Origin of the sequence: Curtobacterium sp. MCJR17_043 (genome assembly GCF_003224315.2) — a bacterium.
Taxonomy (GTDB): Bacteria; Actinomycetota; Actinomycetes; order Actinomycetales; family Microbacteriaceae; genus Curtobacterium.
Window position 1 is genome coordinate 2745731 of record NZ_CP126259.1, and the last position, 20230, is coordinate 2765960.

Annotated in this window: 18 protein-coding genes, 8 pseudogenes and 1 riboswitch; of the genes and pseudogenes, 6 read left to right on the forward strand and 20 right to left on the reverse strand. The window is 74.0% G+C overall.

From position 1 onward, the window contains the following. Window positions 1–117: 117 nt before the first annotated feature. A complete protein-coding gene (locus DEJ15_RS14170; protein WP_349814901.1) occupies window positions 118–1164 on the reverse strand; it encodes a Gfo/Idh/MocA family protein in 1047 nt (348 codons plus the stop codon). Window positions 1165–1366: 202 nt separating this feature from the next. Between DEJ15_RS14170 and DEJ15_RS14175 the strand changes: the two genes are divergently transcribed. After that, a complete protein-coding gene (locus tag DEJ15_RS14175) occupies window positions 1367–1915 on the forward strand; it encodes a TetR/AcrR family transcriptional regulator (protein ID WP_110824668.1) in 549 nt (182 codons plus the stop codon). Window positions 1916–1981: 66 nt separating this feature from the next. Continuing rightward, window positions 1982–2152: a hypothetical protein gene (locus DEJ15_RS14180; RefSeq protein ID WP_181419557.1), complete on the forward strand. Its 171-nt coding sequence runs from the start codon at window positions 1982–1984 to the stop codon at window positions 2150–2152. 108 nt (window positions 2153–2260) lie between these two features. On the opposite strand, the gene ribH is transcribed toward DEJ15_RS14180, so the two are convergent. The 5 genes and pseudogenes from ribH to DEJ15_RS14205 all read right to left on the reverse strand — a co-directional run bounded on the left by ribH (window position 2261) and on the right by DEJ15_RS14205 (window position 7639). After that, a complete protein-coding gene (ribH, locus tag DEJ15_RS14185) occupies window positions 2261–2740 on the reverse strand; it encodes a 6,7-dimethyl-8-ribityllumazine synthase (protein ID WP_110824669.1) in 480 nt (159 codons plus the stop codon). Beyond that, window positions 2737–3465 (reverse strand): 3,4-dihydroxy-2-butanone-4-phosphate synthase, encoded by a 729-nt coding sequence (gene ribB / locus DEJ15_RS14190; RefSeq protein ID WP_110824670.1) that lies wholly within the window; start codon window positions 3463–3465, stop codon window positions 2737–2739. The genes ribH and ribB overlap by 4 nt, the downstream gene beginning before the upstream one ends. Beyond that, a pseudogene (locus tag DEJ15_RS14195) lies at window positions 3465–4125 on the reverse strand (riboflavin synthase). Before DEJ15_RS14195 ends, ribB begins: the two are co-directional and overlap by 1 nt. Before the next feature lie 87 nt (window positions 4126–4212). After that, a riboswitch (FMN riboswitch) is annotated at window positions 4213–4346 on the reverse strand. Window positions 4347–4646: 300 nt separating this feature from the next. Beyond that, window positions 4647–6728: a chaplin family protein gene (locus DEJ15_RS14200; protein WP_110824672.1), complete on the reverse strand. Its 2082-nt coding sequence runs from the start codon at window positions 6726–6728 to the stop codon at window positions 4647–4649. Window positions 6729–6817: 89 nt separating this feature from the next. After that, window positions 6818–7639, reverse strand: a complete 822-nt coding sequence (locus tag DEJ15_RS14205) for a hypothetical protein (protein ID WP_284175156.1) — start codon at window positions 7637–7639, stop codon at window positions 6818–6820. A 931-nt stretch (window positions 7640–8570) separates the two neighbouring features. Here DEJ15_RS14205 and DEJ15_RS14210 point away from each other — a divergent pair. Beyond that, window positions 8571–8804: pseudogene (locus DEJ15_RS14210) on the forward strand (GNAT family N-acetyltransferase); the annotation flags it as partial. A 138-nt stretch (window positions 8805–8942) separates the two neighbouring features. On the opposite strand, the gene DEJ15_RS14215 reads toward DEJ15_RS14210, so the two are convergent. Genes DEJ15_RS14215 through DEJ15_RS14225 form a run of 3 tightly spaced genes read right to left on the reverse strand, consistent with a single transcriptional unit; the run spans window position 8943 to window position 10428 of the window. Continuing rightward, a complete protein-coding gene (locus DEJ15_RS14215; protein ID WP_110824847.1) occupies window positions 8943–9473 on the reverse strand; it encodes an Lrp/AsnC family transcriptional regulator in 531 nt (176 codons plus the stop codon). A gap of 58 nt (window positions 9474–9531) precedes the next feature. Then, window positions 9532–10041 (reverse strand): hypothetical protein, encoded by a 510-nt coding sequence (locus tag DEJ15_RS14220; RefSeq protein ID WP_110824674.1) that lies wholly within the window; start codon window positions 10039–10041, stop codon window positions 9532–9534. 9 nt (window positions 10042–10050) lie between these two features. After that, window positions 10051–10428 (reverse strand): DUF5997 family protein, encoded by a 378-nt coding sequence (locus DEJ15_RS14225; protein ID WP_110824675.1) that lies wholly within the window; start codon window positions 10426–10428, stop codon window positions 10051–10053. Between the two features lie 85 nt (window positions 10429–10513). Here DEJ15_RS14225 and DEJ15_RS14230 point away from each other — a divergent pair, with 85 nt between their 5' ends. Further along, window positions 10514–11728 carry a GNAT family N-acetyltransferase gene (locus DEJ15_RS14230; protein WP_284175157.1) on the forward strand — a complete coding sequence of 405 codons (1215 nt, stop codon included), beginning with the start codon at window positions 10514–10516 and terminating at the stop codon, window positions 11726–11728. 20 nt (window positions 11729–11748) lie between these two features. Here DEJ15_RS14230 and DEJ15_RS14235 read toward each other — a convergent pair whose 3' ends face one another. Together DEJ15_RS14235 and DEJ15_RS14240 are read right to left on the reverse strand one after the other, a co-directional pair. Further along, window positions 11749–12345 (reverse strand): DNA-3-methyladenine glycosylase I, encoded by a 597-nt coding sequence (locus tag DEJ15_RS14235; protein ID WP_110824678.1) that lies wholly within the window; start codon window positions 12343–12345, stop codon window positions 11749–11751. A 36-nt stretch (window positions 12346–12381) separates the two neighbouring features. Next, complete coding sequence (locus DEJ15_RS14240) at window positions 12382–12798, reverse strand: VOC family protein (RefSeq protein ID WP_110824848.1); 417 nt, start codon at window positions 12796–12798, stop codon at window positions 12382–12384. Window positions 12799–12900: 102 nt separating this feature from the next. Between DEJ15_RS14240 and aroQ the strand changes: the two genes are divergently transcribed. Further along, window positions 12901–13335: a type II 3-dehydroquinate dehydratase gene (gene aroQ / locus DEJ15_RS14245; RefSeq protein WP_110824679.1), complete on the forward strand. Its 435-nt coding sequence runs from the start codon at window positions 12901–12903 to the stop codon at window positions 13333–13335. Between the two features lie 137 nt (window positions 13336–13472). Here the strand turns inward: aroQ and DEJ15_RS14250 are convergent, their stop codons facing one another. Then, window positions 13473–14069 carry an NAD(P)H-dependent oxidoreductase gene (locus DEJ15_RS14250; protein ID WP_110824849.1) on the reverse strand — a complete coding sequence of 199 codons (597 nt, stop codon included), beginning with the start codon at window positions 14067–14069 and terminating at the stop codon, window positions 13473–13475. Window positions 14070–14157: 88 nt separating this feature from the next. Between DEJ15_RS14250 and DEJ15_RS14255 the strand changes: the two genes are divergently transcribed. Beyond that, window positions 14158–14622, forward strand: coding sequence for an MSMEG_6728 family protein (locus DEJ15_RS14255; protein WP_110824680.1), 465 nt, complete (start codon window positions 14158–14160; stop codon window positions 14620–14622). 191 nt (window positions 14623–14813) lie between these two features. Here the strand turns inward: DEJ15_RS14255 and DEJ15_RS14260 are convergent, their stop codons facing one another. From DEJ15_RS14260 to nadA, 8 genes and pseudogenes are all read right to left on the reverse strand, one after another. Next, window positions 14814–15077: a hypothetical protein gene (locus DEJ15_RS14260; RefSeq protein WP_110824681.1), complete on the reverse strand. Its 264-nt coding sequence runs from the start codon at window positions 15075–15077 to the stop codon at window positions 14814–14816. Window positions 15078–15160: 83 nt separating this feature from the next. Beyond that, a pseudogene (locus tag DEJ15_RS14265) lies at window positions 15161–16301 on the reverse strand (cysteine desulfurase family protein). 4 nt (window positions 16302–16305) lie between these two features. Next, window positions 16306–17149: pseudogene (gene nadC, locus DEJ15_RS14270) on the reverse strand (carboxylating nicotinate-nucleotide diphosphorylase). 113 nt (window positions 17150–17262) lie between these two features. Next, window positions 17263–18075: an FAD-binding protein gene (locus tag DEJ15_RS14275; protein ID WP_284175158.1), complete on the reverse strand. Its 813-nt coding sequence runs from the start codon at window positions 18073–18075 to the stop codon at window positions 17263–17265. Window positions 18076–18151: 76 nt separating this feature from the next. After that, window positions 18152–18343: pseudogene (locus DEJ15_RS14280) on the reverse strand (FAD-binding protein); the annotation flags it as partial. Window positions 18344–18407: 64 nt separating this feature from the next. After that, window positions 18408–18810, reverse strand: a pseudogene (locus DEJ15_RS18765) (FAD-binding protein); the annotation flags it as partial. A 40-nt stretch (window positions 18811–18850) separates the two neighbouring features. Continuing rightward, a pseudogene (locus tag DEJ15_RS18770) lies at window positions 18851–18937 on the reverse strand (FAD-binding protein); the annotation flags it as partial. After that, window positions 18937–20224 (reverse strand): annotated as a pseudogene (gene nadA / locus DEJ15_RS14290) (quinolinate synthase NadA). The pseudogenes DEJ15_RS18770 and nadA, both read right to left, overlap by 1 nt. Window positions 20225–20230 lie beyond the last annotated feature (6 nt).

The following is a 20230-nucleotide window of genomic DNA, read 5'->3' on the forward strand; positions in this document are numbered from 1 at the left end:
TCCTGCTAGTGTACCGTCCGGACGGTCACGGTTGCAAATGCAACCAACTGGCGGTCGGGAGGCCCGGTGGCGAGCCGTCCCGTGCTTCCCGTCCGGCAGGCGGTCGCGCCCACGGCGTCAGCGGACCGTCAGGCCTCCCCCCGCCGCGGGGGGTGTCCTCCGCCGCGGGGGGTGTCCTCCGCCGCTTCCGCCTCGAACGGGTACCGCAGCCCGATCGCCGCGCGCCAGCGGTCGAGCGTCCGCGCGGTGGCCAGGGTCTCGTCGGTCGTCATCTGCGGTGCGTCGACACGGCCGGCACGCAGGGCGTCGATCGTGGCCGCGGCCTCGAGTCCGTACGGGGCCACGTCCGGGAAGGACCGCTGCGTGCCGGCGTCGTCGACGGTCTGCACGGCGATGACCGGCTCCCCCGCCGATGGTCCACGGATCCCGGAGGGTGATGGTGCCCCGGCTCCCGTGCACGACGACGGCGTTCGCGTCCTCGACGCGGATGCCGGTGCGGAGGCTCGCGGTGATGCCCGACGCGTACGTCGCATTCGCCACGGTCCACTCGTCGACCCCGGTCGGACCGATCGTCCCGACGGCGGAGAGCTCCACCGGCTCGGCGGCCGCCGTCCCCGTGGCGGCCTGCACGATCGCGGCCGTCATCGTCACCGGGTAGCACCCCACGTCGAGGATGCCGCCGCCGGCGGTGGCGACGTCGAACAGGCGCCCGGAGCGTTCCTCGACCCGGAACGCGAACGCGGCGTCGACGTGGGTGACCGTACCGACCGCGCCGTCCCGCACGAGGTCGAGCAGCGCCGCCGTCTGCGGGTGGAAGCGGTACATGAACGCCTCGACGAGCGGCAGCCCGGCACGGCGGGCCGCGTCGACGAGCACCGTCGTCGTGCGGTGGTCGGGCGTGAGCGGCTTCTCGCACAGCACGGCCTTGCCCGCCCGCAGCGCCGCGAGCACCAGGTCGGCGTGCCCGGTGTGCACGGTCGCGATGTACACGGCGTCGACGCCGGGGTCGGCGAGGACCTCGTCGTAGGTGCCGGCGGTCACGTTCGGGAAGCCGTGCTCCCCGGCCTCTGCCGCGAAGGCCCGGGCACGCTCGACCGAGGAACTCCCGGCGGCGACGAGCACCCCGCCGCTCGCGGAGAGCTGGGACAGGAAACGCCGGGCGATGCTGCCCGGTCCGAGGACGGCCCATCGGGGGGTCCGCGGGCGGGGTCGGGCTCGGGGTGGTCGCGGTCTGCGCTGACATGCGGCTCCTGTTCGTGGTGGACCTCGACGGTCTCGGTGAGGTTATCCGCCCCCGACCGGCACGGCCACGTCGTGTGTCCGTCTCCGGGCGCCGCGGAGCGCCGGGTGTCCCTAGACTCAGCGCATGGCCAGTGCTCGCGACCGCGTCCTCGACAGCTTCGTCGCCATCGTGTGCGAAGAGGGTGAACGTCCCGCGACGCTCGATGCCGTCGCCGCGCGCGCCGGTGTCTCGAAGGGCGGACTGCTCTACCACTTCGGGTCGAAGGCGGCCCTGGTCGAGGGGCTGTGCGAGCGGCTCGCCGACCTCTCCGCTCTCGACGTCGAGCGCATGCGTGCGGCCGAGGACGGACCCGCCCGCTACTTCGTCGAGAACTGCCAGTTCGTCGGCAGTGAGCTCGACCTCGCGCTGTTGGCCGCGTCCCGCCTGCAGCAGGCCGGGTACGAGGAAGCCGGCCGCACGCTCGACGAGACCGAGAACGCCTGGCTCGCGACCCTCGTCGACGCCCTCGGGGACGTGCCGACCGCGCAGGCCGTGAAGCTCCTCGGCGACGGGCTGTACCACGCCGCGTCACTCGGGGCGGCGAGTGAGGTCCGGCCCGACCGCGGCACCGTCGACATGGCCGCCCTGCTCGAGGTCGTCGACCGCCTGATCGCGACGAAACCGTCCCGGTGAACGGTCGCGCCCGGTCCTGGGGATAGACTGGGCGCGATCCACCCGCTGATTCCCGGAGGTACCACCGTGGGCCGCGTCCTCGCCGCTGTTTTCTCGATCCTGCTGCTGCTGGTGTCGATGTACCTGTTCGGGTTCGCGTTCCAGCTCGACTCCGGGCAGGGCTTCGTGTTCATCGCCGGTGTGCTCCTGATGAGCCTCTCCTTCTTCCTGCCGATCCACGTGTTCGGCAAGCGGTAGTCACCTCCCGCAGCAGAACGGCCCCGCACCGGACGGTGCGGGGCCGTTCTGCGTCGTCCGGACCGGAGTCCAGGTCCGGAGTCAGGTCCGAGCCAGGACCCGGCGGCGTTACGCGGGCGTGCGCAGCCCGCGCAGCGTGACGGCCGTGGCGACCGCGGCGTGCGCGGCCTCGGCGCCCTTGTCCTCCTTGGACCCGGGCAGCCCGGCGCGGTCGATCCCCTGCTGCTCGTCGTCCAGGGTGAGCACCCCGAACCCGACGGGCTTGCCGGTGTCGATCGCCACCCGGGTCAGGCCGCTCGTCGCCGCGTCCGAGACGTACTCGAAGTGCGGGGTCCCGCCGCGGATGATCACGCCGAGGGCGACCGCCGCGTCGTAGCCGGCCTCGAGGGCGGCCTTCGCGACGACCGGCAGCTCGAAGCTCCCGGGGACGGGGAACACCTGACCGGTCGCTCCGAGCCGTTCGATCTCGCGCTGGGCGCCGTCGAGCAGCCCCGCCGCGATGACGTCGTGCCACTGGCCGGCGACGATCGCGACCCGGATGCCGCTGCCGTCGACGTGCTCGCGCTCGGCCGCTCCTGCTCCGCTCATGCGTGTGTCCCTTCGGTGTGGGCGGCGTCGTCCGCCGCCCGGTTGGCCGCGTCCAGCCAGGAGGCCAGCGCGGCGATGGTGATGACGGGGACGCCCTCGCGTTCCCCGAGTCCGACGAGCTGCGGCAGACGCATCATGTCCCCGCGCTCGTCGACGATCTCGCAGATCGCCGCGGCCGGCCGCAACCCCGCGGCGGTGACCAGGTCGATGGCTGCCTCGGTGTGCCCCGCGCGCTCCCGGACGCCGCCCGGTCGCGCACGCAGCGGGACGATGTGCCCCGGGCGGTGCAGGTCGTCCCGGACGGACGCCGGGTCGGCGAGCACCCGGAGCGTCCGTGCTCGGTCGTGGGCGCTGATGCCGGTGGTGACCCCGACGGCGGCGTCCACGGTCACGGTGTAGGCGGTCCCGCGGACGTCCTCGTTGTGCTCCACCATCGGCGGCAGGTCGAGGGTGTCGGCGATCGCGGCGCTGACCGGCGCGCAGATGAAGCCGGACGAGTGCGCCACGGTCCAGGCGATCCACTCCGGGGACGCGAGCTCGGCGGCGAGGACGACGTCGCCCTCGTTCTCGCGGCGCTCGTCGTCGGCCACGATGACCGGCCGGCCTGCGGCGATCGCGGCGAGGGCGTCCTCGACGGTCGACAGTCCCGGGTTCGGCCGGGATCTGGTCGGGCCCGCACCCGTGGTCGGCCCGGCGTTCGTGACGGGGGCGGTCTCGGCGGTCATCACCGGGCCTCCGCTCCGGCGCCGGCCACGCCTGGTGCCGCCGCGGCGGCGTCGAGGCGCAGCATGCGGCGGACGTGCCGTGCCAGGACGTCGGTCTCGATGTTGACCCGGTCGCCGGGCACCCGTGCGCCGAGGGTCGTCGCCGCGAGCGTCTCGGGGATGAGGCTGACCTCGAACCACGCGGCATCCGGGGCGGTCGACTCCAGGGACACGGCGCTGACGGTGAGCGAGACGCCGTCGATCGCGACCGATCCCTTGTCGACCACGAGCGGGCTCAGCTCCGGGGTCAGCGCGAAGCGCACCCGTCGCCACCCGTCGCCGTCGTCGGTCTCGAGCACGGTCGCGGTGCCGTCGATGTGTCCCTGCACGATGTGTCCACCGAGCCGGTCCCCCCACCGAGGCCGCTCGCTCCAGGTTGACGCGGTCGCCCGACCGCAAGGACCCGTGCGCGCTCATGTCGAGCGTCTGCTTCATGACGAACGCCGTGAAGGTCTCCGGGGTCTGCTCGACGACGGTCAGGCACACGCCCGAGACCGAGATCGAGTCGCCGTGCCGAGCGTCGGAGACGACGAGCGGACCGCGGACGGTCAGGGCGACGGAGTCGCCGCGTTCGTCGACGGCGGTGACGGTGCCGAGTTCCTCGATGATGCCGGTGAACACTGGTGTCCTCTCAACGGGACTCCGGGTGCGCGCGACGGTCGTCGGCGGACGGGAGGCTGGGGTCGCGGAACGACCGTCACCTTCCGTCAGCGCTTCCTCCCGTCCGGACTCTCACCGTCGGTCCTGGGATTGCACCAGGTCAACCCCACACCGGGCGGACCCGGCGCGGCGCTCGTGGACTGTCACCACCGGTTCGGACTTGCACCGACCCCGGAGCGCTTGCGTGCTCCCGACGATACCCCAGGCCTCCGACCGCTGCCTCCGGCGCTGCACCGGACGTCACACAGCGTCGCGGGCGGCGGCCGGATCTGCCGTCCTCGACGTGTGTCCCGCCTCACGTGCGCCGGTCCGAGCGACCGTCCTGGAGGCGCGACCCGCTGCCACGCACCCGGGTCGCGCCTCCGGACGACGTGACCCGGCGGCACGTTCGGTCGCGATGCACCGGACGCGGCATCGGCCGGAGCGCAGGTGGGTGCGGAGCGCCGGTCACCCGGCGCTCCGCACCCGCTCTCATCGGGCCGTCAGTGGCGGCGTCGCAGGGCGAGCGTCCCGAGGCCGGCGAGCAGCAGCAGGAGCGCCGCCAGTGCCGGGAACGCCGGGTCGTCCGCGCCCGTGTAGGCGAGGGCACCGTCGGCGTCCTCCGTCGCACGGTCGGCCGTCGCTGCCGGTGCCGCCTGACCTGCGGTGACCAGCGTCGCGGTCGACCGGAGCCCGTCGGTCACGAGCACCGGGGTGGTGCCGGCGTCCACGATCGGGACGGTGTCGGTGACCGGGGTGGTGCGGACGCCGGGAGTGGTGCCCACGACCGGGTCCGTGCCGACGTCGGGCGTGCTGCCCGTGCCGCCGGGGGTGGTGCCGGTGTTCGGCGTCGAACCCGGGACGGTACCCGGCGTCGTACCCGGGTCTGTGCCGGGCGTCGTGCCCGGGTCGGTGCCGGGCGTCGTGCCCGGGTCGGTGCCCGGCGTCGTGCCCGGGTCGGTGCCCGGCGCCGTCACGATCGGGGTCGTGGAGCCGTCGCCGATGATGCCGATGCCGTTGTCGCCGATCGTGATCGGGACGTCCACCACCGGGATCACCTGGGTGCCGGAACCGATGCCGTCCTCACCCGAGGTCGTCCCACCAGCCGCCGGAGCGGTACCCGTCGTCGGGGTCGAACCGGTCGTCGAGCCACCGGTGCTCGTGCCGTCACCGACGACACCGATCCCGTTGCCGCCGACCGTCACCGGGACCGACACCACCGGCGAGACCTGCGTACCGGAACCGATGCCGTCCTCACCCGAGGTCGTCCCACCAGCCGCCGGAGCAGTACCCGTCGTCGGGGTCGAACCGGTCGTCGAGCCACCGGTGCTCGTGCCGTCACCGACGACACCGATCCCGTTGCCACCGACCGTCACCGGGACCGACACCACCGGCGACACCTGCGTACCGGACCCGATGCCGTCCTCACCCGAGGTCGTCCCGCCAGCCGCCGGAGCAGTACCCGTCGACGGGGTCGAACCGGTCGTCGAGCCACCGGTGCTCGTGCCGTCACCGACGACACCGATGCCGTTGCCACCGACCGTCACCGGGACCGACACCACCGGCGAAACCTGCGTGCCGGAACCGATGCCGTCCTCACCCGAGGTCGTCCCACCAGCCGCCGGAGCGGTACCCGTCGTCGGGGTCGAGCCCGTCGAGCCACCGGTGCTCGTGCCGTCACCGACGACACCGATCCCGTTGCCCGTCACCGTGATCGGGACCGAGACGGTCCCGAGCAACTGCGTGCCGGAGATGAGCCCGTCCGACCCGGAGGTCGAGCCGCTCGTCGTGCCACCGGTCGGAGCTGCCGGGGCCGCGGAGGTCCCGGTGGCCGATCCGTCCCCGAGCACGCCGATCCCGTTGCCCGAGACCGTGACGGGGACCGTGATGTCCGGCAGGACCTGGGTGCCCGAGAGCACGCCGTCCTCCCCGGAGGTCGAGGCGGTCGTCGTGTCACCGGCCGGAGCTGCCGGAGCCGAGGACGACCCGGAGCGCGAGCTCGTGGCGGCAGCGTCACCGAGGACACCGACGGCGTTGCCGGTCGCCGTGACCGGCACGTCCACCGCACCGGCGACCTGGGTGCCCGAGAGCACGCCGTCCTCGCCGGATGTGGTGGGCGAGGAGGCCACCGGAGCAGCCGGCGCGGGAGCGGGAGCAGCCGGCGCGGGAGCCGGGGCAGCCGGCGCTGGGGCCGGTGCCGCCACCGCGTCCCCGACGACGGCGACCGCGTTGCCGGTCACGTCGACGGGAACGCTGACGTCGGGTACGACCTGGGTGCCGGACGCGACGCCGTCGGCCCCGCTGGTGGTGGGCGCTGGTGCTGCCTGCGCGGGGTCCGCGGGTGCCGGCGCAGGTGCCGCCGGCGCAGGTGCGGCCGGAGCGGTCGTGGAGACCGCGTCGCCGACGATGCCGAAGGCGTTGCGGGTGACGGAGACGGGCGCGTCGACGGTCGGCGCGACCTGGGTTCCGGAGACGGTGCCGTCCTCACCGGTGGTCGTCGCCGCGTTCGCCGCGACGGCTCCACCGAAGGTCAGCCCGCCCACACAGAGGGCGAACCACAGCCCTCGGGAGACGTTCTTGTTCATGGTCGTTCACTCCTGATCGAGATGGATGGTCGACCGCACACAGAGGCGGTCGGTGGCGCGTCCTGCCGTGACGGGCAGGTGCGCCGATCTCAATCGGGAGCGACGTCGTGGTCGCCGGTGACCGACGCTGGGAGGGCGTCGTCGGAGACCGAGCCGCCAAGGCCCGCGGCGAGGGGGGAGGTCGGGTTCGCGGCGCCCACGGTGCCGAGGACGTTCGCGCCGGCCGAGCCACCGGAGGCGGACCCGCCCGTGGAGCTGCCTGTGGCGCCGTCGAACGGGGCCCGCGTGGGTGCGCCGCCCTCGGGGAGGACGAGGGCCTCGCCGCCGAACGTCGCCGTCGCGGGAGCCGGGACGAGGACCTCGTCAGCGACCGTCCCGACCATCGACCGCGACGAATTTTCTGCTGCGACGGCGACGGCGGTCGCCGAGCGCTGTCCCGCAGCGGGTGTCACGGACGCATCGTCCGTCGTCCCCACCGACGGCACGACGGCCCCGACCTCGCCGCCGTCGCGGCCGACAGGACCCTCGCGGTCGACCGGGAGGGTCGGGGCCGAGGTCGGGGCCGGCCCGGGCCCGACGACCGGGGCCCCCGGCAGCGCACCGCCGGAGCCGGGGAGCACCGGGCGGACGGGGACGTCGACGACGGGGAGCGGGCCTCCAGGCAGGAGCCCATCGCCGACGGACGGGAGTCCGCCGACGACCCCGGGCACCCCGGCCACCACGTCCGGCACGACGGCGACGGTGTCGCCGACGATGCCGAGGGTTCCGTCGACGATGCCGGTCACGGGGTCGGTCACCCCGCCCAAGGCGTCGTCGCCGAGCAGCGTGCCGACGACCGGGAGGCTCCCGACCACCCGGTCGACGGTCGCCACGATGGAGGTCACCGGGCCGACGGCCGTCACGGTCTGCACCGTCCCGGTGACGGGGGGCCAGTGCCCCGGAGACGCCGTCCGCGACCGGCCGGGAGGCACTGGTCACGTCCGGCACGAGGCCGTCGACGAGCGACGTGCCCGGACGGTTCGTGTCCGGGCCGGTCGTGCCCGGACGGGTCGGGCTCGGACGGCTCGTGCCCGGACGGCTCGGGGTCTCCGCCGGAGTGCCGACGGCGGTGGTCGCGGGTGCCGCTGGCGCGGGCCCGGAATCGTCCCCGGCCGGCCGGGAGGTCGTCGGTGCTGCAGGCGTCGCCTCGGCCACGGGGGGTCGTGACGGGGGCAGCGGGGGGCCGGCGCGACGGGAGCCGGCGCAGGTGCCGCCGGGGCGGATGCGACGGGTGCCGGAGCGGCCGGCGCGACGGGGGGCCGGGGCCACAGGAGCCGGAGCGGCCGGTGCCGGGGCGACCGGGCGCGGAGCCGGCGGGACGGGGGCAGGAACGGCGCTGCGGACCGGTGCCACGGCGCGGTCGACGACGTCGCCGACCCCGCTCGTCACGCGCTGGGCAGCACTGCCGACGCCAGAGACCACTCCGCCGACCAGGCCGTCGGGCCGCGGTGCCGCCTGGGTCTGCGCCCCGCTCCCGAGCAGGGAACCACCGACAGCGGCAGCCGGTCGGGCGCCGAGGACGATCGAGAGCAGCACGACGGCTGCGACGATCCCGCAGGCCATGAGCGCCCATCGCAGGACCGTGCGCCAGGGTGCACGCATCGTCGCGTCCATGCGCTCACCTCCTGATCTCGGCTGCGCACGTAGAGTGGTTGACCGGCACGGTAGACCAGCACCGGTGCCCTGCTCCTCATTCACATCGAACAGTCAGGAACGGCGTGACCTCGACCTTCAGTGCCCCCCACTCGCAACCTCGACATCGTCACGCTGCACGAGATCCTCCGTCTGCGGCAGGACGTGTTCGTGGTCGAGCAGGAGTGCGCCTACCCGGACATCGACGGCCGCGACCTCGAGCCGGGCACGGTGCAGTTCTGGGCCGGGACCGGGTCCGTCGACGCCACCCTGCGACTCCTCCGCGAGCCTGACGGCACCGAGCGGATCGGCCGCGTCGCGACCGCGGCACACGCCCGCGGCAAGGGGCTCGGGGCGGCGCTGATGACGGCGGCGATCGCCGAGAGCCGGTCCCCCAGCATCGCGATCAACGCGCAGGCACACCTCGGCGAGTGGTACGCGCAGTTCGGCTTCGTGCGCTCGGGGGGAGGACTTCCTCGAGGACGCCATCCCGCACACCCCCCATGGTCCGCACGCGCTGACCCGGCCGGAGCGGCTGCGGCGCTAGGCCTGCCAGCGGCGCAGCTCGCCGTACGAGCGGGCCTGGTGCTCCCGGTCGGCGACCAACCGCTCGAACACGATCGAGGTCTGCGTCGTCGCGACCGAGGGGTCACCGCTCAGCTCGTCGGCGACGAAGTCCCGCAGTTGCTCGGTGGACGTGCACGCGATGTGCACGAGGAAGTCCTTGTCGCCGGCCAGGAACGACACGTCGAGCACCACCGGCACCCGGAGCAGGCGCTTCGCGAACTCCCGGAGCTCGTGGCGTGCGGCCGCGTGCACCCGCACGGACACCATCGCCTCGATCGAGAACCCGAGCCGGGCGATGTCCACCTCGGCCCGGTAGCCCGCGATGACGCCGGCGTCCTCGAGCGCACGGACCCGGACCAGGCACGTCGACGGAGCGATGCCGACCGCTGCTGCGAGTCGGTTGTTCGGGATCCGGGCATCGGCGGCCAGCACCCAGAGGATCCGCTCGTCGACCTCGTCGAGTCGGGGCGACGGAGCGTCGGGGCGGCGGACGATGCGGTCGGACACCACGCAACCGTAACGCGGTGCTCCCGTGACGCCGGGCAACCGCGTCGGCGGGACCGGGTCACATCGCCAGGGTCATCCCGACGACGGCGACGGTCATGGCGAACACCTCGCCGCTGCGGACGGCACGGCGGTCCTCCCGGGCCCACTCGTACCGGAGCAGCCAGCCGCTGAAGGCGCAGTACCCGATCACCCCGGCTCCGAGCACCGCCGTCAGGACGAGCGCGTGCGCGTGCACGGCACCGCCGACGAGTTCGGAGGCGTGACCCATGAACAGCATGCCGGCCATGACCACCGCCGAGAGCGCCCGGTGCACGTCCATCGGTTCCGCGCGACGGCCGTCACCCCGACGCCGTCGCACGACGGGCAGCGGCGCGAGGAACAGCAGCAGCGCCGCGGCGAGGATCGTCCACGACGGCCCGGCCTGGACCACGGGCATGAGCATGGCGACGAGCATGACCGCCGCGGGCACGATGACCCCGGGCCGCGGGCGGTACCGGTCCCCGACGATGCAGCAGACCGAGGCGAACTGCGGCACGACGAGCACCGCGTCGGCGACGGTCGCGTGCATCGGGGGGTGTCAGCCCTCGGTGCGGGCGGCGCGCTCCTGCTTCACGCGCACGTTCTCGGAGCGGACCGCGGCCTGGGTCGAGCGCTCGCGGACGAGCCACTCGGGCATCTCCTGCAGCAGCTGCTTGATCTGCTCGGTGGTGAGGACGTCGTCGACGCCGGCGCGGGCGAGTCCGGAGATCGAGACGCCGAGGCGCGCGGCCACGACCGGGCGGGGGTGCGGCCCGTCGCGACGGAGGTCCTGGAGCCACGTCGGCGGCTCGCTCTGCAATTCGTCGAACGTCGTGCGAGCGATCGGGCCCGCGCGGAACGACTCCGGGGTCGCCGAGAGGAGGACGCCGAGCTTCTTGGCAGCGGTCTCGGGCTTCATGGTCTGTTCCTGGGCCATGGTGACAAGGGTACGGCCCGTATGCTCGGGTGCATGACCGCGCTCGCCATCGCCTTCGTACCCGGGGTCTCCCCCCGCCAAGTGGGTGCGGGTGTGGCGGGAGCGTCGTCCGGACGTCGACCTGGTGCTCCTGCCCGTGGAGGCCGACGGCGTCACCGCGGCGATCGAGGGCGACGCGGACATGGTGTTCGCCCGGATGCCCGTGCCCGAGCAGCACCACGCGATCCCGCTCTGGACCGAGACCGCGGTCGTCGCTGCCCCGAAGGACTCCCCGCTCGCCGACCTCGACGAGGTGACCGAGGCGGACCTCGCCGACGTCACGGTCCTCGACGCCGGCCCGGTGCCGCCGGACGTGTCCGCTGCGCTCGACCTGGTCGAGGCGAACGTCGGCGTCGTCGTCCTACCGCAGTCGCTCTTCCGCGCGGCGAGCCGGAAGGACCTCGTGTCCCGACCGCTGGCCGGCTCCCCCCGGCACCCGCGTCGCCCTGGTCTGGCGCGACGAGGACGCCTCCGAGCTGACCGAGGAGTTCATCGGCGTGGTCCGCGGCCGCACCGCCAACAGCTCTCGGAACCAGGCGGACCAGCCGGGAGGCCCGGATCCCGACACCGCGGACCGTGCCCGCCCGGCGAAGGGCGGTGGCAAGGCCACGGCGTCCAACGCGAAGACCGTCGCCAAGCGGAGTGCGACGAAGGGCACCGGCGCGAAGAGCGGCGGCGGGAAGAACTCCACGGGACGCGGCCGGACGCCGCGCGGCATGTCCGGCAAGCCGAAGCGCGGCTCGAAGGGCAACCGGTGACGGCCCCGGACGACGGGCGAGCGGAGCGGCCGATGCGTGCCGTCCGCCTCGTGCCGATGCCCGCGGACCGACTCCCCGGGTGGCTCGACCGTTCCATGGCGGAGTACGTCGAGTCCCGCGTGCGGTCCGGTGAGAGCCGCGAGCAGGCCGACGCCAACAAGCAGCGCTCCCTCGACACCTGGTTCCCCGGCGGGTCACCCGCGGCGGGGCACCACGTGTGGGAGCTGACCGACCAGGACGACACGGTCGTCGGGCACCTCTGGATCGGCCCGTTCACCCCGGGCAGCAGCGACTGGTGGGTGTTCGACATCGAGGTCGACGTCGACCACCGCCGGCAGGGGCACGCGCGACGAGCGTTCGAGCTCGCCCACGAGGTCGCCCGCAGCGAGGGCGCGACGAGCATCGGTCTCAACGTCTTCGGCTACAACACCGGCGCGCGCGAGCTCTACGAACAGCTGGGGTACGAGGTCGCCTCGCTGCAGATGCGGCTCCCGCTCGACTGACGCCGGTGCGGACGGGCTCGTCAGTCGGGCCAGACGCCCGACGTCCCCCGGCGGTGGCTGCCGACGAGGTGCGTGTCGACGATCCCCAGCGCTTCCATGAGCGCGTGCATGGTGGTCGGTCCGACGAAGGCGAACCCCCGTTTCCGCAGCGCCTTCGACAGCGCGGTCGATTCGGGACTGGTGGTCGGGACCTCGGCGACGGTCCGTGGCCTCGGGGTGTCGGCGGGCCGGAAGGACCAGACGAAGTCCGCCAGCCCGCCGTCCGCCCGCAGCGCGATGGTCGCGCCGGCGTTCGTGATCGTCGCGGCGATCTTCGCCCGGTTCCGGACGATGCCCGCGTCACCGAGCAGCCGTGCGACGTCGTCCTCCCCGAACCCGGCGACGACGTCGGGGTCGAAGTCCGCGAAGGCCGCCCGGAACGCCGGGCGCTTGGCCAGGATCGTCCGCCACGACAGGCCGGACTGGAACGCCTCGAGCGACAGCCGCTCGAAGACGCCTCGTTCGTCCCGGACGGGCATGCCCCACTCGGTGTCGTAGTACTCCCGCAGCATCGGGTCGACCGATGCCCACAGCGGTCGGGCGCGGCCGTCCTCGCCGGTCACGAGATCCGTCGTCATCGTCCCATCCTGGCGGACGGCACGACCGGTGCGGCGTCAGTCGGCGTGCGGGCCGTCCTCGGCCGCGGCCGGGTCCATCCAGACGTACTCCCAGCGGTGGCCGTCCGGGTCGACGAAGCTGCGCTGGAACATGAACCCGAGGTCCATCTCCGGTCGGTCCTCGGTCCCGCCGGCCTCGACCGCGGCGTCGACGATCCGGTGGACCTCGTCCTTCGTCTCGGCGCTCAGGGAGTTGATGACCTCGATCGTGTCCGACGCGGCGATGGTCTTGTCCGTGAACTCGGAGAACTTCGCGTGCGTGAGGAGCATCACGTACACGGTGTCGCTGATGACGATGCTCGAAGCGGTGTCGTCACTGAACACCGGGTTCAGTGGGTAGCCGAGTGCCCGGTAGAACCCGGTCGCCCGGTCCAGGTCGGACACCGGCAGGTTGATGAACACCATGGTCGACATGTGCGGTCCCTTCGTCGAGACCAACCTGACCCCTCGTGCCCGCTCGCGCAACCGTTCCGTGGCGGAACCGCCCCGGCCACGGCCGCTCGCTAGGCTCGGAGCATGCGCATCCTCGTCCTCAACGGCCCGAACCTGGACATCCTCGGCCGCCGTGACCCGGAGCAGTACGGCACGGTGACGCTCGCCGAGATCGAGGCGATCGTCCACACCGAGGCCGCGGTGCACGAGCTCCAGGCCGACTTCCGACAGACGAACCGCGAGGGTGAACTCGTCGAGTGGCTGCACGAGGCGCTCGACGACTTCGCGGGCGTCGTCATCAACCCCGCGGCGTACGCGCACACCTCGATCGCACTGCACGACGCCGTGGAGGCACTGCGCGTCCCCGTCATCGAGGTGCACCTGTCGAACACGTGGAAGCGCGAGCCGTTCCGGCACGTCGACCACGTCGCCACCGCGGCGACCGCCGTCATCGCCGGCGCGGGCGCCGACGGGTACCGGCTGGCCGTCGCGCACCTCGCGTCGCTGCTGCCCCGCTGACGGCGGCGTCCCGCCGAGACGCCGAGAGCCGAGACGCCGCCACGTCGTCGCGGCGCCGCCGGATCCGGAGGCGTCTCGCGCCTCCCGGGGCGTCTCACCGTGACGGGGGGCGTCCGGCGAGCCGGCCGGGAGGCCCGTCAGAAGTCGGCCGGCCGCCGCACGTCGTCGACGCCGGCGGCGACGAAGCCGCCGCGGATGATCGGCAGCGCCCGACGGACGGCCTGGTCGATCCGCAGCTCGAGGTCGACGCTCGCGATGTCGTACCCGCCGGCCCGCTTCGTGAAGTCGCGCTCGTTCCCGAACACCGCGAGCGGGAGCGTCGTCGACTGGAAGAACCCGAACAGCGGTCGCATCTGGTGCTCGACGAGGAGCGCGTGGCGGTCGCTGCCGCCGGTCGCCGTGAGCAGCACCGGGGTGTCGACGAGGTCGTACTGGCCGATCCAGTCGAAGAACAGCTTGAACGCACCGGAGTACGCGGCGCGGAACGCCGGGCTCCCGACGACCAGCACGTCCGCCGCCTCCACCGCCGCCAGTGCGGCCTGGGTCTCGGCGGCCATCTGCTCCCGCCCGGCGGCGGCACCGAGGTCGGCCAGGAGCGGCCCGATCTCCACGGTGACGGACTCGGCGTCGGGCAGCTCGGCCACGAGCCGCTCCACCGTCGCCCCGACGAGCGTCGAGGTACGGGACGGGTCCGATGGGCTGCCGCTGACACCGACGACGAGGGTTCCGCTCATGCGCTCGATGCTCACACGTGCCCGCCGAGCAGGGTGTCGTTGTGACGACTTGTGTCGGTTCCCGGCCCGCCGGCGTACCGTCCGACAGATGCAGACCTTCCTGCCGTTCGCCGACTTCCGGGCCTCTGCCGAGGTGCTCGACGACAAGCGTCTCGGCAAGCAACGGGTCGAGACGCTGCAGGTCATGCGTGCGTTGACGCTGCCGGACTACGGCTGGCAGCACCACCCGGTCACCGCGATGTGGCGTGGCTTCCGGCCGGCGCTGATGGCGTACCAGGACGCGACGTGCCGGGTCTGGCTCGAGCGCGGCCACGCGGACACGTGCCTCGAGAAGACCCTCGCGGACCTGGCCCTCGTGCCGGAGGACCTCGTGGCGTACGAACGCGGGGACTTCGAGGTCCCGTCGTGGAACACGGACGAGCGGGTGCACCTGTCGCACCGGTCCAAGCTCGTGCAGAAGGCGCCCGAGCACTACCGACCGTTGTTCCCCGACGTCCCGGACGACCTGGACTACCACTGGCCCGGCACCGTGGCGCACCGCACCTCGGCCTGACGGGACCGGACCCGCCGCAGATCTCAGGGGGGAACGGGAGCGATCGTTCAGGGGTCGATCGTCCCGGATCCGCAGCGGGCCCGGTCGTTCCGGGAGCAGCACGGCAGGGGCCGGCGTCCCGGCCGGACGCGCATCAGGGGGGTGCGTCCGGTCCAGCGCACCGCCAGCACGGCGGTGCAGACCTCGGGTGGTCAGTGGTGGAGCCGGCCCTCCCGGTACCGGTCGGCCTCCGTCGGCGCCGCCATGGACCGTCCAGCCCGGTCCAGGTGCGCCGGCAGCAGGGCACTCGCGAGGGTGGCGAGGGCACCGACGACGGCGATGACGCCGAGGGGCAGCGCATCGAGGCCGTGCGTTGCGCCGACTGCCAGCGCGAGGACCGTGGCGGGCGCAGGCAGGAGCTGGACCGCTCGGAAGCGGTCGTCCTGCGTCGCCGGTCGGATCGTCACGTTGGCCATGTGACCACTCTGCCGGACACCTCCTGTCCGCAGAAGGGGGGGACACGGCCCCAGAGCTGGAGTAGAACGTCTAGTACACGGGGTCAGCCGAGCATCCGGACCGCCGCGACGGCCGCCACGACGGCGTCCACCACCTGCTCGCCGTCCGCCCGGGTCAGCGTCTCGTCGAAGGTCAACCGCACCGCCGAGCGGGCCACGTCCTCCGACAGGCCGAGCGCCGTCAGCACGTGCGACGCCTCGGTGCTGCCCGCGGCACAGGCGCTCCCTGACGACGACACGACGTCCCGGCGCTCGAGTTCGAGCAGCACCGTCTCGCCGAGCACGCCCGCGAAGCAGAACGACGCGTGTCCCGGCAGTCGGCGGTCCGGCGACCCGGTCAGCACGGCGCCGGGCACCCGGGCGAGCACCCCGGCGACGACGGCGTCCCGGACCGTGGTGGCCGTTCCCGCGGCTGCGTCCCGTCCGGCGAGGACACTCCCCCCACGCCGCCGCGAGACCGACCGCACCCGCGACGTCCTCCGTGCCCGAACGTCGGCCGCGCTCCTGTCCACCGCCGTGCAGGAGTGGCTCGAGCGCGACACCGGCCCGGACCGCCAGGGCCCCGATGCCCTTCGTCGCACCGAGCTTGTGCCCGGACACCGAGACCGCGTCGACCCCGAGCACGTCGAGCCCGACCGGCAGCCACGGTGCGGACTGCACGGCGTCGGTGTGGAACCGCGCACCCACGGCGTGCGCGACCTCTGCGAGTGCCCGCACGTCCTGCACCGTGCCGATCTCGTTGTCCGCGTGCGCGACGGTCACGAGCGTCGTGTCCGGGCGGAGTGCCGCGCGCAGGGTCTCGGGCAGGACGGTGCCGTCCGCCGTGACCGGCACGACCGTGACCGTGAAGCCGTGGTGCCGTTCGAGGTACCGGCAGCTCTCGAGGACGGCCTCGTGCTCGACGGCGCTCGTCACGACGTGCCGCCCGCGGGGTGCACCGAGCGCGATGCCCTTCACCGCGGTGTTCGCACCCTCGGTGCCGCCGCTCGTGAAGACGACCTCGCCGGGCCGACAGCCCAGGGCGCGGGCGACCGCCGAGCGCGCACCTGCCAGGCCCCGGGCCGCGGCGTCCCCGACCTCGTGCGTGGAGGACGGGTTGCCGAAGGTGCCGGTCAGGTACGGCCACATCGCCTCGAGGACCTCGCGGCGGACGGGCGTTGTCGCGGCCCGGTCGAGGTAGAACACGGCGTCAGACCGGGCGGACGTCGACGTCGAGCCCGAGGTCGAGCGCCCGCGCCGAGTGCGTGAGGGCGCCGACGGACACGAGGTCGACCCCGGTCGCGGCGATCGCGGCCACCGTGTCGAGCGAGACCCCGCCCGACGCCTCGACGAGCGCGCGGCCCGCCACGAGGGCCACGCCCTCCTCGAGCATCGGCACGGTGAAGTTGTCGAGCATGACCGTGTCGACGCCCGCGGCGACGACGGGTTCGATCTGGTCGATGCGGTCCACCTCGACCTCGAGGTGCACGGTGTGCCCGAGACGCCGTCGTGCGGCCCGGATCGCGTCGCCGATGTCCGTGCCGCCGGCCAGGAGCACCGCGAGGTGGTTGTCCTTCGCCAGGACCGCGTCCGACAGCGACGTCCGGTGGTTGTGGCCGCCGCCGCAGCGCACCGCGTGTCGTTCGAGCGCGCGGAGGCCGGGCGTGGTCTTCCGGGTGTCGACGACCCGGGTACCGGTCCCGGCGACGGCGGCGACGTACTGCGCGGTGAGGGTCGCGATCCCGGACATGCGCTGCACGAGGTTGAGGGCGACCCGCTCGGCACGGAGCACGGACCGGGCCGACCCGGTCACGCTCGCGATGACGTCCCCCCGCGGCGAAGACGTCCCCGTCGCGGAGTGCCACGGACACGGCGAGGTCGGGGTCGACGGCGTGCATCACGGCGACGAACACCTCGCCGCCGGCGAGCACGCCGGGCTCACGCGCCGCGAGGCTCGCGGCCGCGGCCGCCGTCGCGGGGATGAGGGTCTCGCTCGTGACGTCACCCCACGGCGCGTCCTCCTCGAGCGCGGTGTCGATCACCCGCCGGAGCACGTGCGGCGGGACCGTGCCGGGGTCGGTGACGGCGGGCACGGCCGGGGCGGTGGCAGCGGCCTGGGCGGCGGGAGCGGCCTGGGCGGTGGGAGCGGCCGGGGCGGCGGGAGCGGTCATGCGAGTACCTCCTGCAGGGCGGTGGGCGCGGCGTCGGACGGGCCGGCCGGTCGGGCCCGGACCCATGCGGTCGTCATCGGCGCGGTCGGGTCGGTGTCGGGGTGGTCGGTCCGGGCGTGGGCACCGCGGGACTCGGTCCGGGCCTCGGCGGCGAGCGCCGTCACCCGGGCGAGGTCGAGCAGCGCCCGGTCCTCGGCACGGCGCACGGTCGTCGGCAGCGGCGCCGGCACCACGGCGAGCACCCGCCGGGCCTCCGCCAAACCGGCGGCGTCGCGCAGCAGGCCGACGTGCTCGGTCATCACGGCCTGGACCGCGTCGCGGACGGCGGTGTCGGTGCCGACCCGGCCCGGGCCTCCCGGCCGGTCGCCGACCGACAGACGCACGCCGTCCACCGGACGGGAGGCCCGCCTGCCGTCCGGCGGATCGGCGACGACGGTCGGCGCGAGCGTCGCGTCGCCGCGCAGCCGCGGCCGGTCGGGGCGCGGGGACCCGAGTGCGTCGGCGGCGCGGACCGCGAACACCAGGCCCTCGAGCAGCGAGTTCGAGGCGAGGCGGTTGGCCCCGTGCACGCCGGTGCAGGCGACCTCCCCGACGGCGGAGAGCCCGGGCAGGCTGGTGCGGCCCTCGGTGTCGGTCGCGACGCCGCCCATGGCGTAGTGCGCGGCGGGTGCGACCGGGACGCCCTCCCGGGTCCAGTCGACGCCGACCGCCCGTGTGGCCCGGGTGAGGCCGGGGAACCTGGCGAGCAGGAACGCGGGGTCGAGCCCGGTCGCGTCGAGGAGCACGGGGCGCCCGCCCTGGGCACGCATGGCGCTCGCGATCCCCCCGCGCGACGACGTCCCGCGGCGCGAGCTCGGCGTCCGGGTGCACGTCGCGCATGAAGCGGTGCCCGCGCTCGTCCCGCAGGACGGCTCCCTCACCGCGGACGGCCTCGGAGACCAGCCCACCGCCGGGCACGGCGAGACGCGTCGGGTGGAACTGGACGAACTCGAGGTCGGCGAGCACGGCGCCGGCCCGCCAGGCCGCGGCGGCACCGTCCCCGGTGGCGACGAGCGGGTTGGTCGTCTCGCGGTACAGGTGGCCGGCTCCCCCCCGAGGCGAGCAGCACCGCGTCCGCGTCGATCCGCCGCGGTTCGCCGAGCAGGTCGAGGACGTCGACGCCGACGACCTGTCCGTGGCGGACGACGAGGTCGGTGAGGCAGGTCCGCTCGAGGATGGTGACGTGCCGGCGGTGCAGTGCGGCGACGAGGGTCCGTTCGACCGCGGCCCCGGTCGCGTCGCCGCCCGCGTGCAGGATGCGCCAGCGCCCGTGGGCGGCCTCGCGCCCCCCGCGCCAGGTCGTCGCCGTACCGGTCGAGTGCGGCCGGGTCCGGCGTCCGGTCGAACGGCACCCCGAGGGCGACCAGGTCGCGCACGCGGGCCGGACCGTCGGTGCAGAGGACGTCGACGGCGCGGGCGTCCGCCGTGCCCGCGGCTGCGACGTGCGTGTCGTGCTGGTGGAGGGCGGCGGTGTCGTCGGCCCCCCAGGGCGACCGCGATGCCACCCTGCGCGGACGCCGTGGCGCCGTCGGTCAGGGTGCCCTTCGTGACGAGGGTGACGTCGTGCTCGGTGCTCGCGCGGATCGCGGCGGTCAGGCCGGCGATCCCCGACCCGACGACGACGACGTGCATCAGGCCCGGGTCCCCAGCGGGCGGGGCTTCGCGGCGAGCATGCGTTCCAGCGCGACCTTCGCGTCGACTTGGACGTCGGCGGGGACCACGATCTCGTTGAGCACGACACCGTCCACGAGCGCCTCGAGCACCCACGCCAGGTAGCCGGGGTGGATGCGGTACATGGTCGAGCACGGGCACACCACCGGGTCGAGGCACGTGATCGTGTGCTGCGGGTACTCGGCGGCGAGCCGGTTGACCATGTTGACCTCGGTGCCGATCGCGAACGACGTCGGCTCGGTGGCCGCGGCGACGGTCTTCCGGATGAGGTCGGTGCTGCCGGCGACGTCCGCGGCGTCCACCACGGCCATCGGGCACTCCGGGTGCACGATCACGCGCACGTCGGGGTCCTCGCGGCGGGCCTGCTCGATCTGGTCGACCGTGAAGCGGCGGTGGACGGAGCAGAACCCGTGCCACAGGACCACCTGGGCGTCGAGCAGCTCGGCGGCGGTGTTGCCGCCCCCCGGCCAGGCGCGGGTTCCACATCGGCATCCGGTCGGTGCTGATCCCCATCGCCTTCGCGGTGTTCCGGCCCAGGTGCTGGTCGGGGAAGAACAGCACGCGCTGCCCCCGCTCGAACGCCCACTCGAGCACCGTCGCGGCGTTCGACGACGTGCACACGATCCCGCCGTTCCGACCGCAGAACGCCTTGAGGTCCGCGGCGGAGTTCATGTACGTGACCGGGATGACCGGGACACGGCCGTCGGCGTCGGGGTCGGAGCCGTACAGCGCGGTCAGCTCCGCCCAGGCGGCCTCGACGCTGTCGATGTCGGCCATGTCCGCCATCGAGCACCCGGCGGCCAGGTTCGGCAGGATGACGCGCTGGTCGTCCCGCGCCAGGATGTCCGCCGTCTCGGCCATGAAGTGCACACCGCAGAACACGATGGCCTCGGCGTCGGGCTTGGTCAGGGCGGCGTTCGCGAGCTGGAACGAGTCGCCGAGGAAGTCCGCGTGGCGCACGACCTCGTCCCGCTGGTAGAAGTGCCCGAGGACGACCACCCGGTCGCCGAGGGTCGCCTTCGCCCGCTCGATCCGCTCGTGCAGCTCCTCGTCGGGCGCGTGCTTGTACTCGTCCGGCAGCACACCCTGGCGGGGCGCCGTCGTCGGGATGACGTCGGACATCGACGACCCGGGGCCGTACCCGGGCACGGCGTCGAAGTCCCAGGTGGGAGCGGCGAGGTCGGGCGTGCAGGTGGTGCCGGCCGCCCGGCCGTTCGAGATCAGTTCGATGGTGGTCGCGATGGACACGGTTCC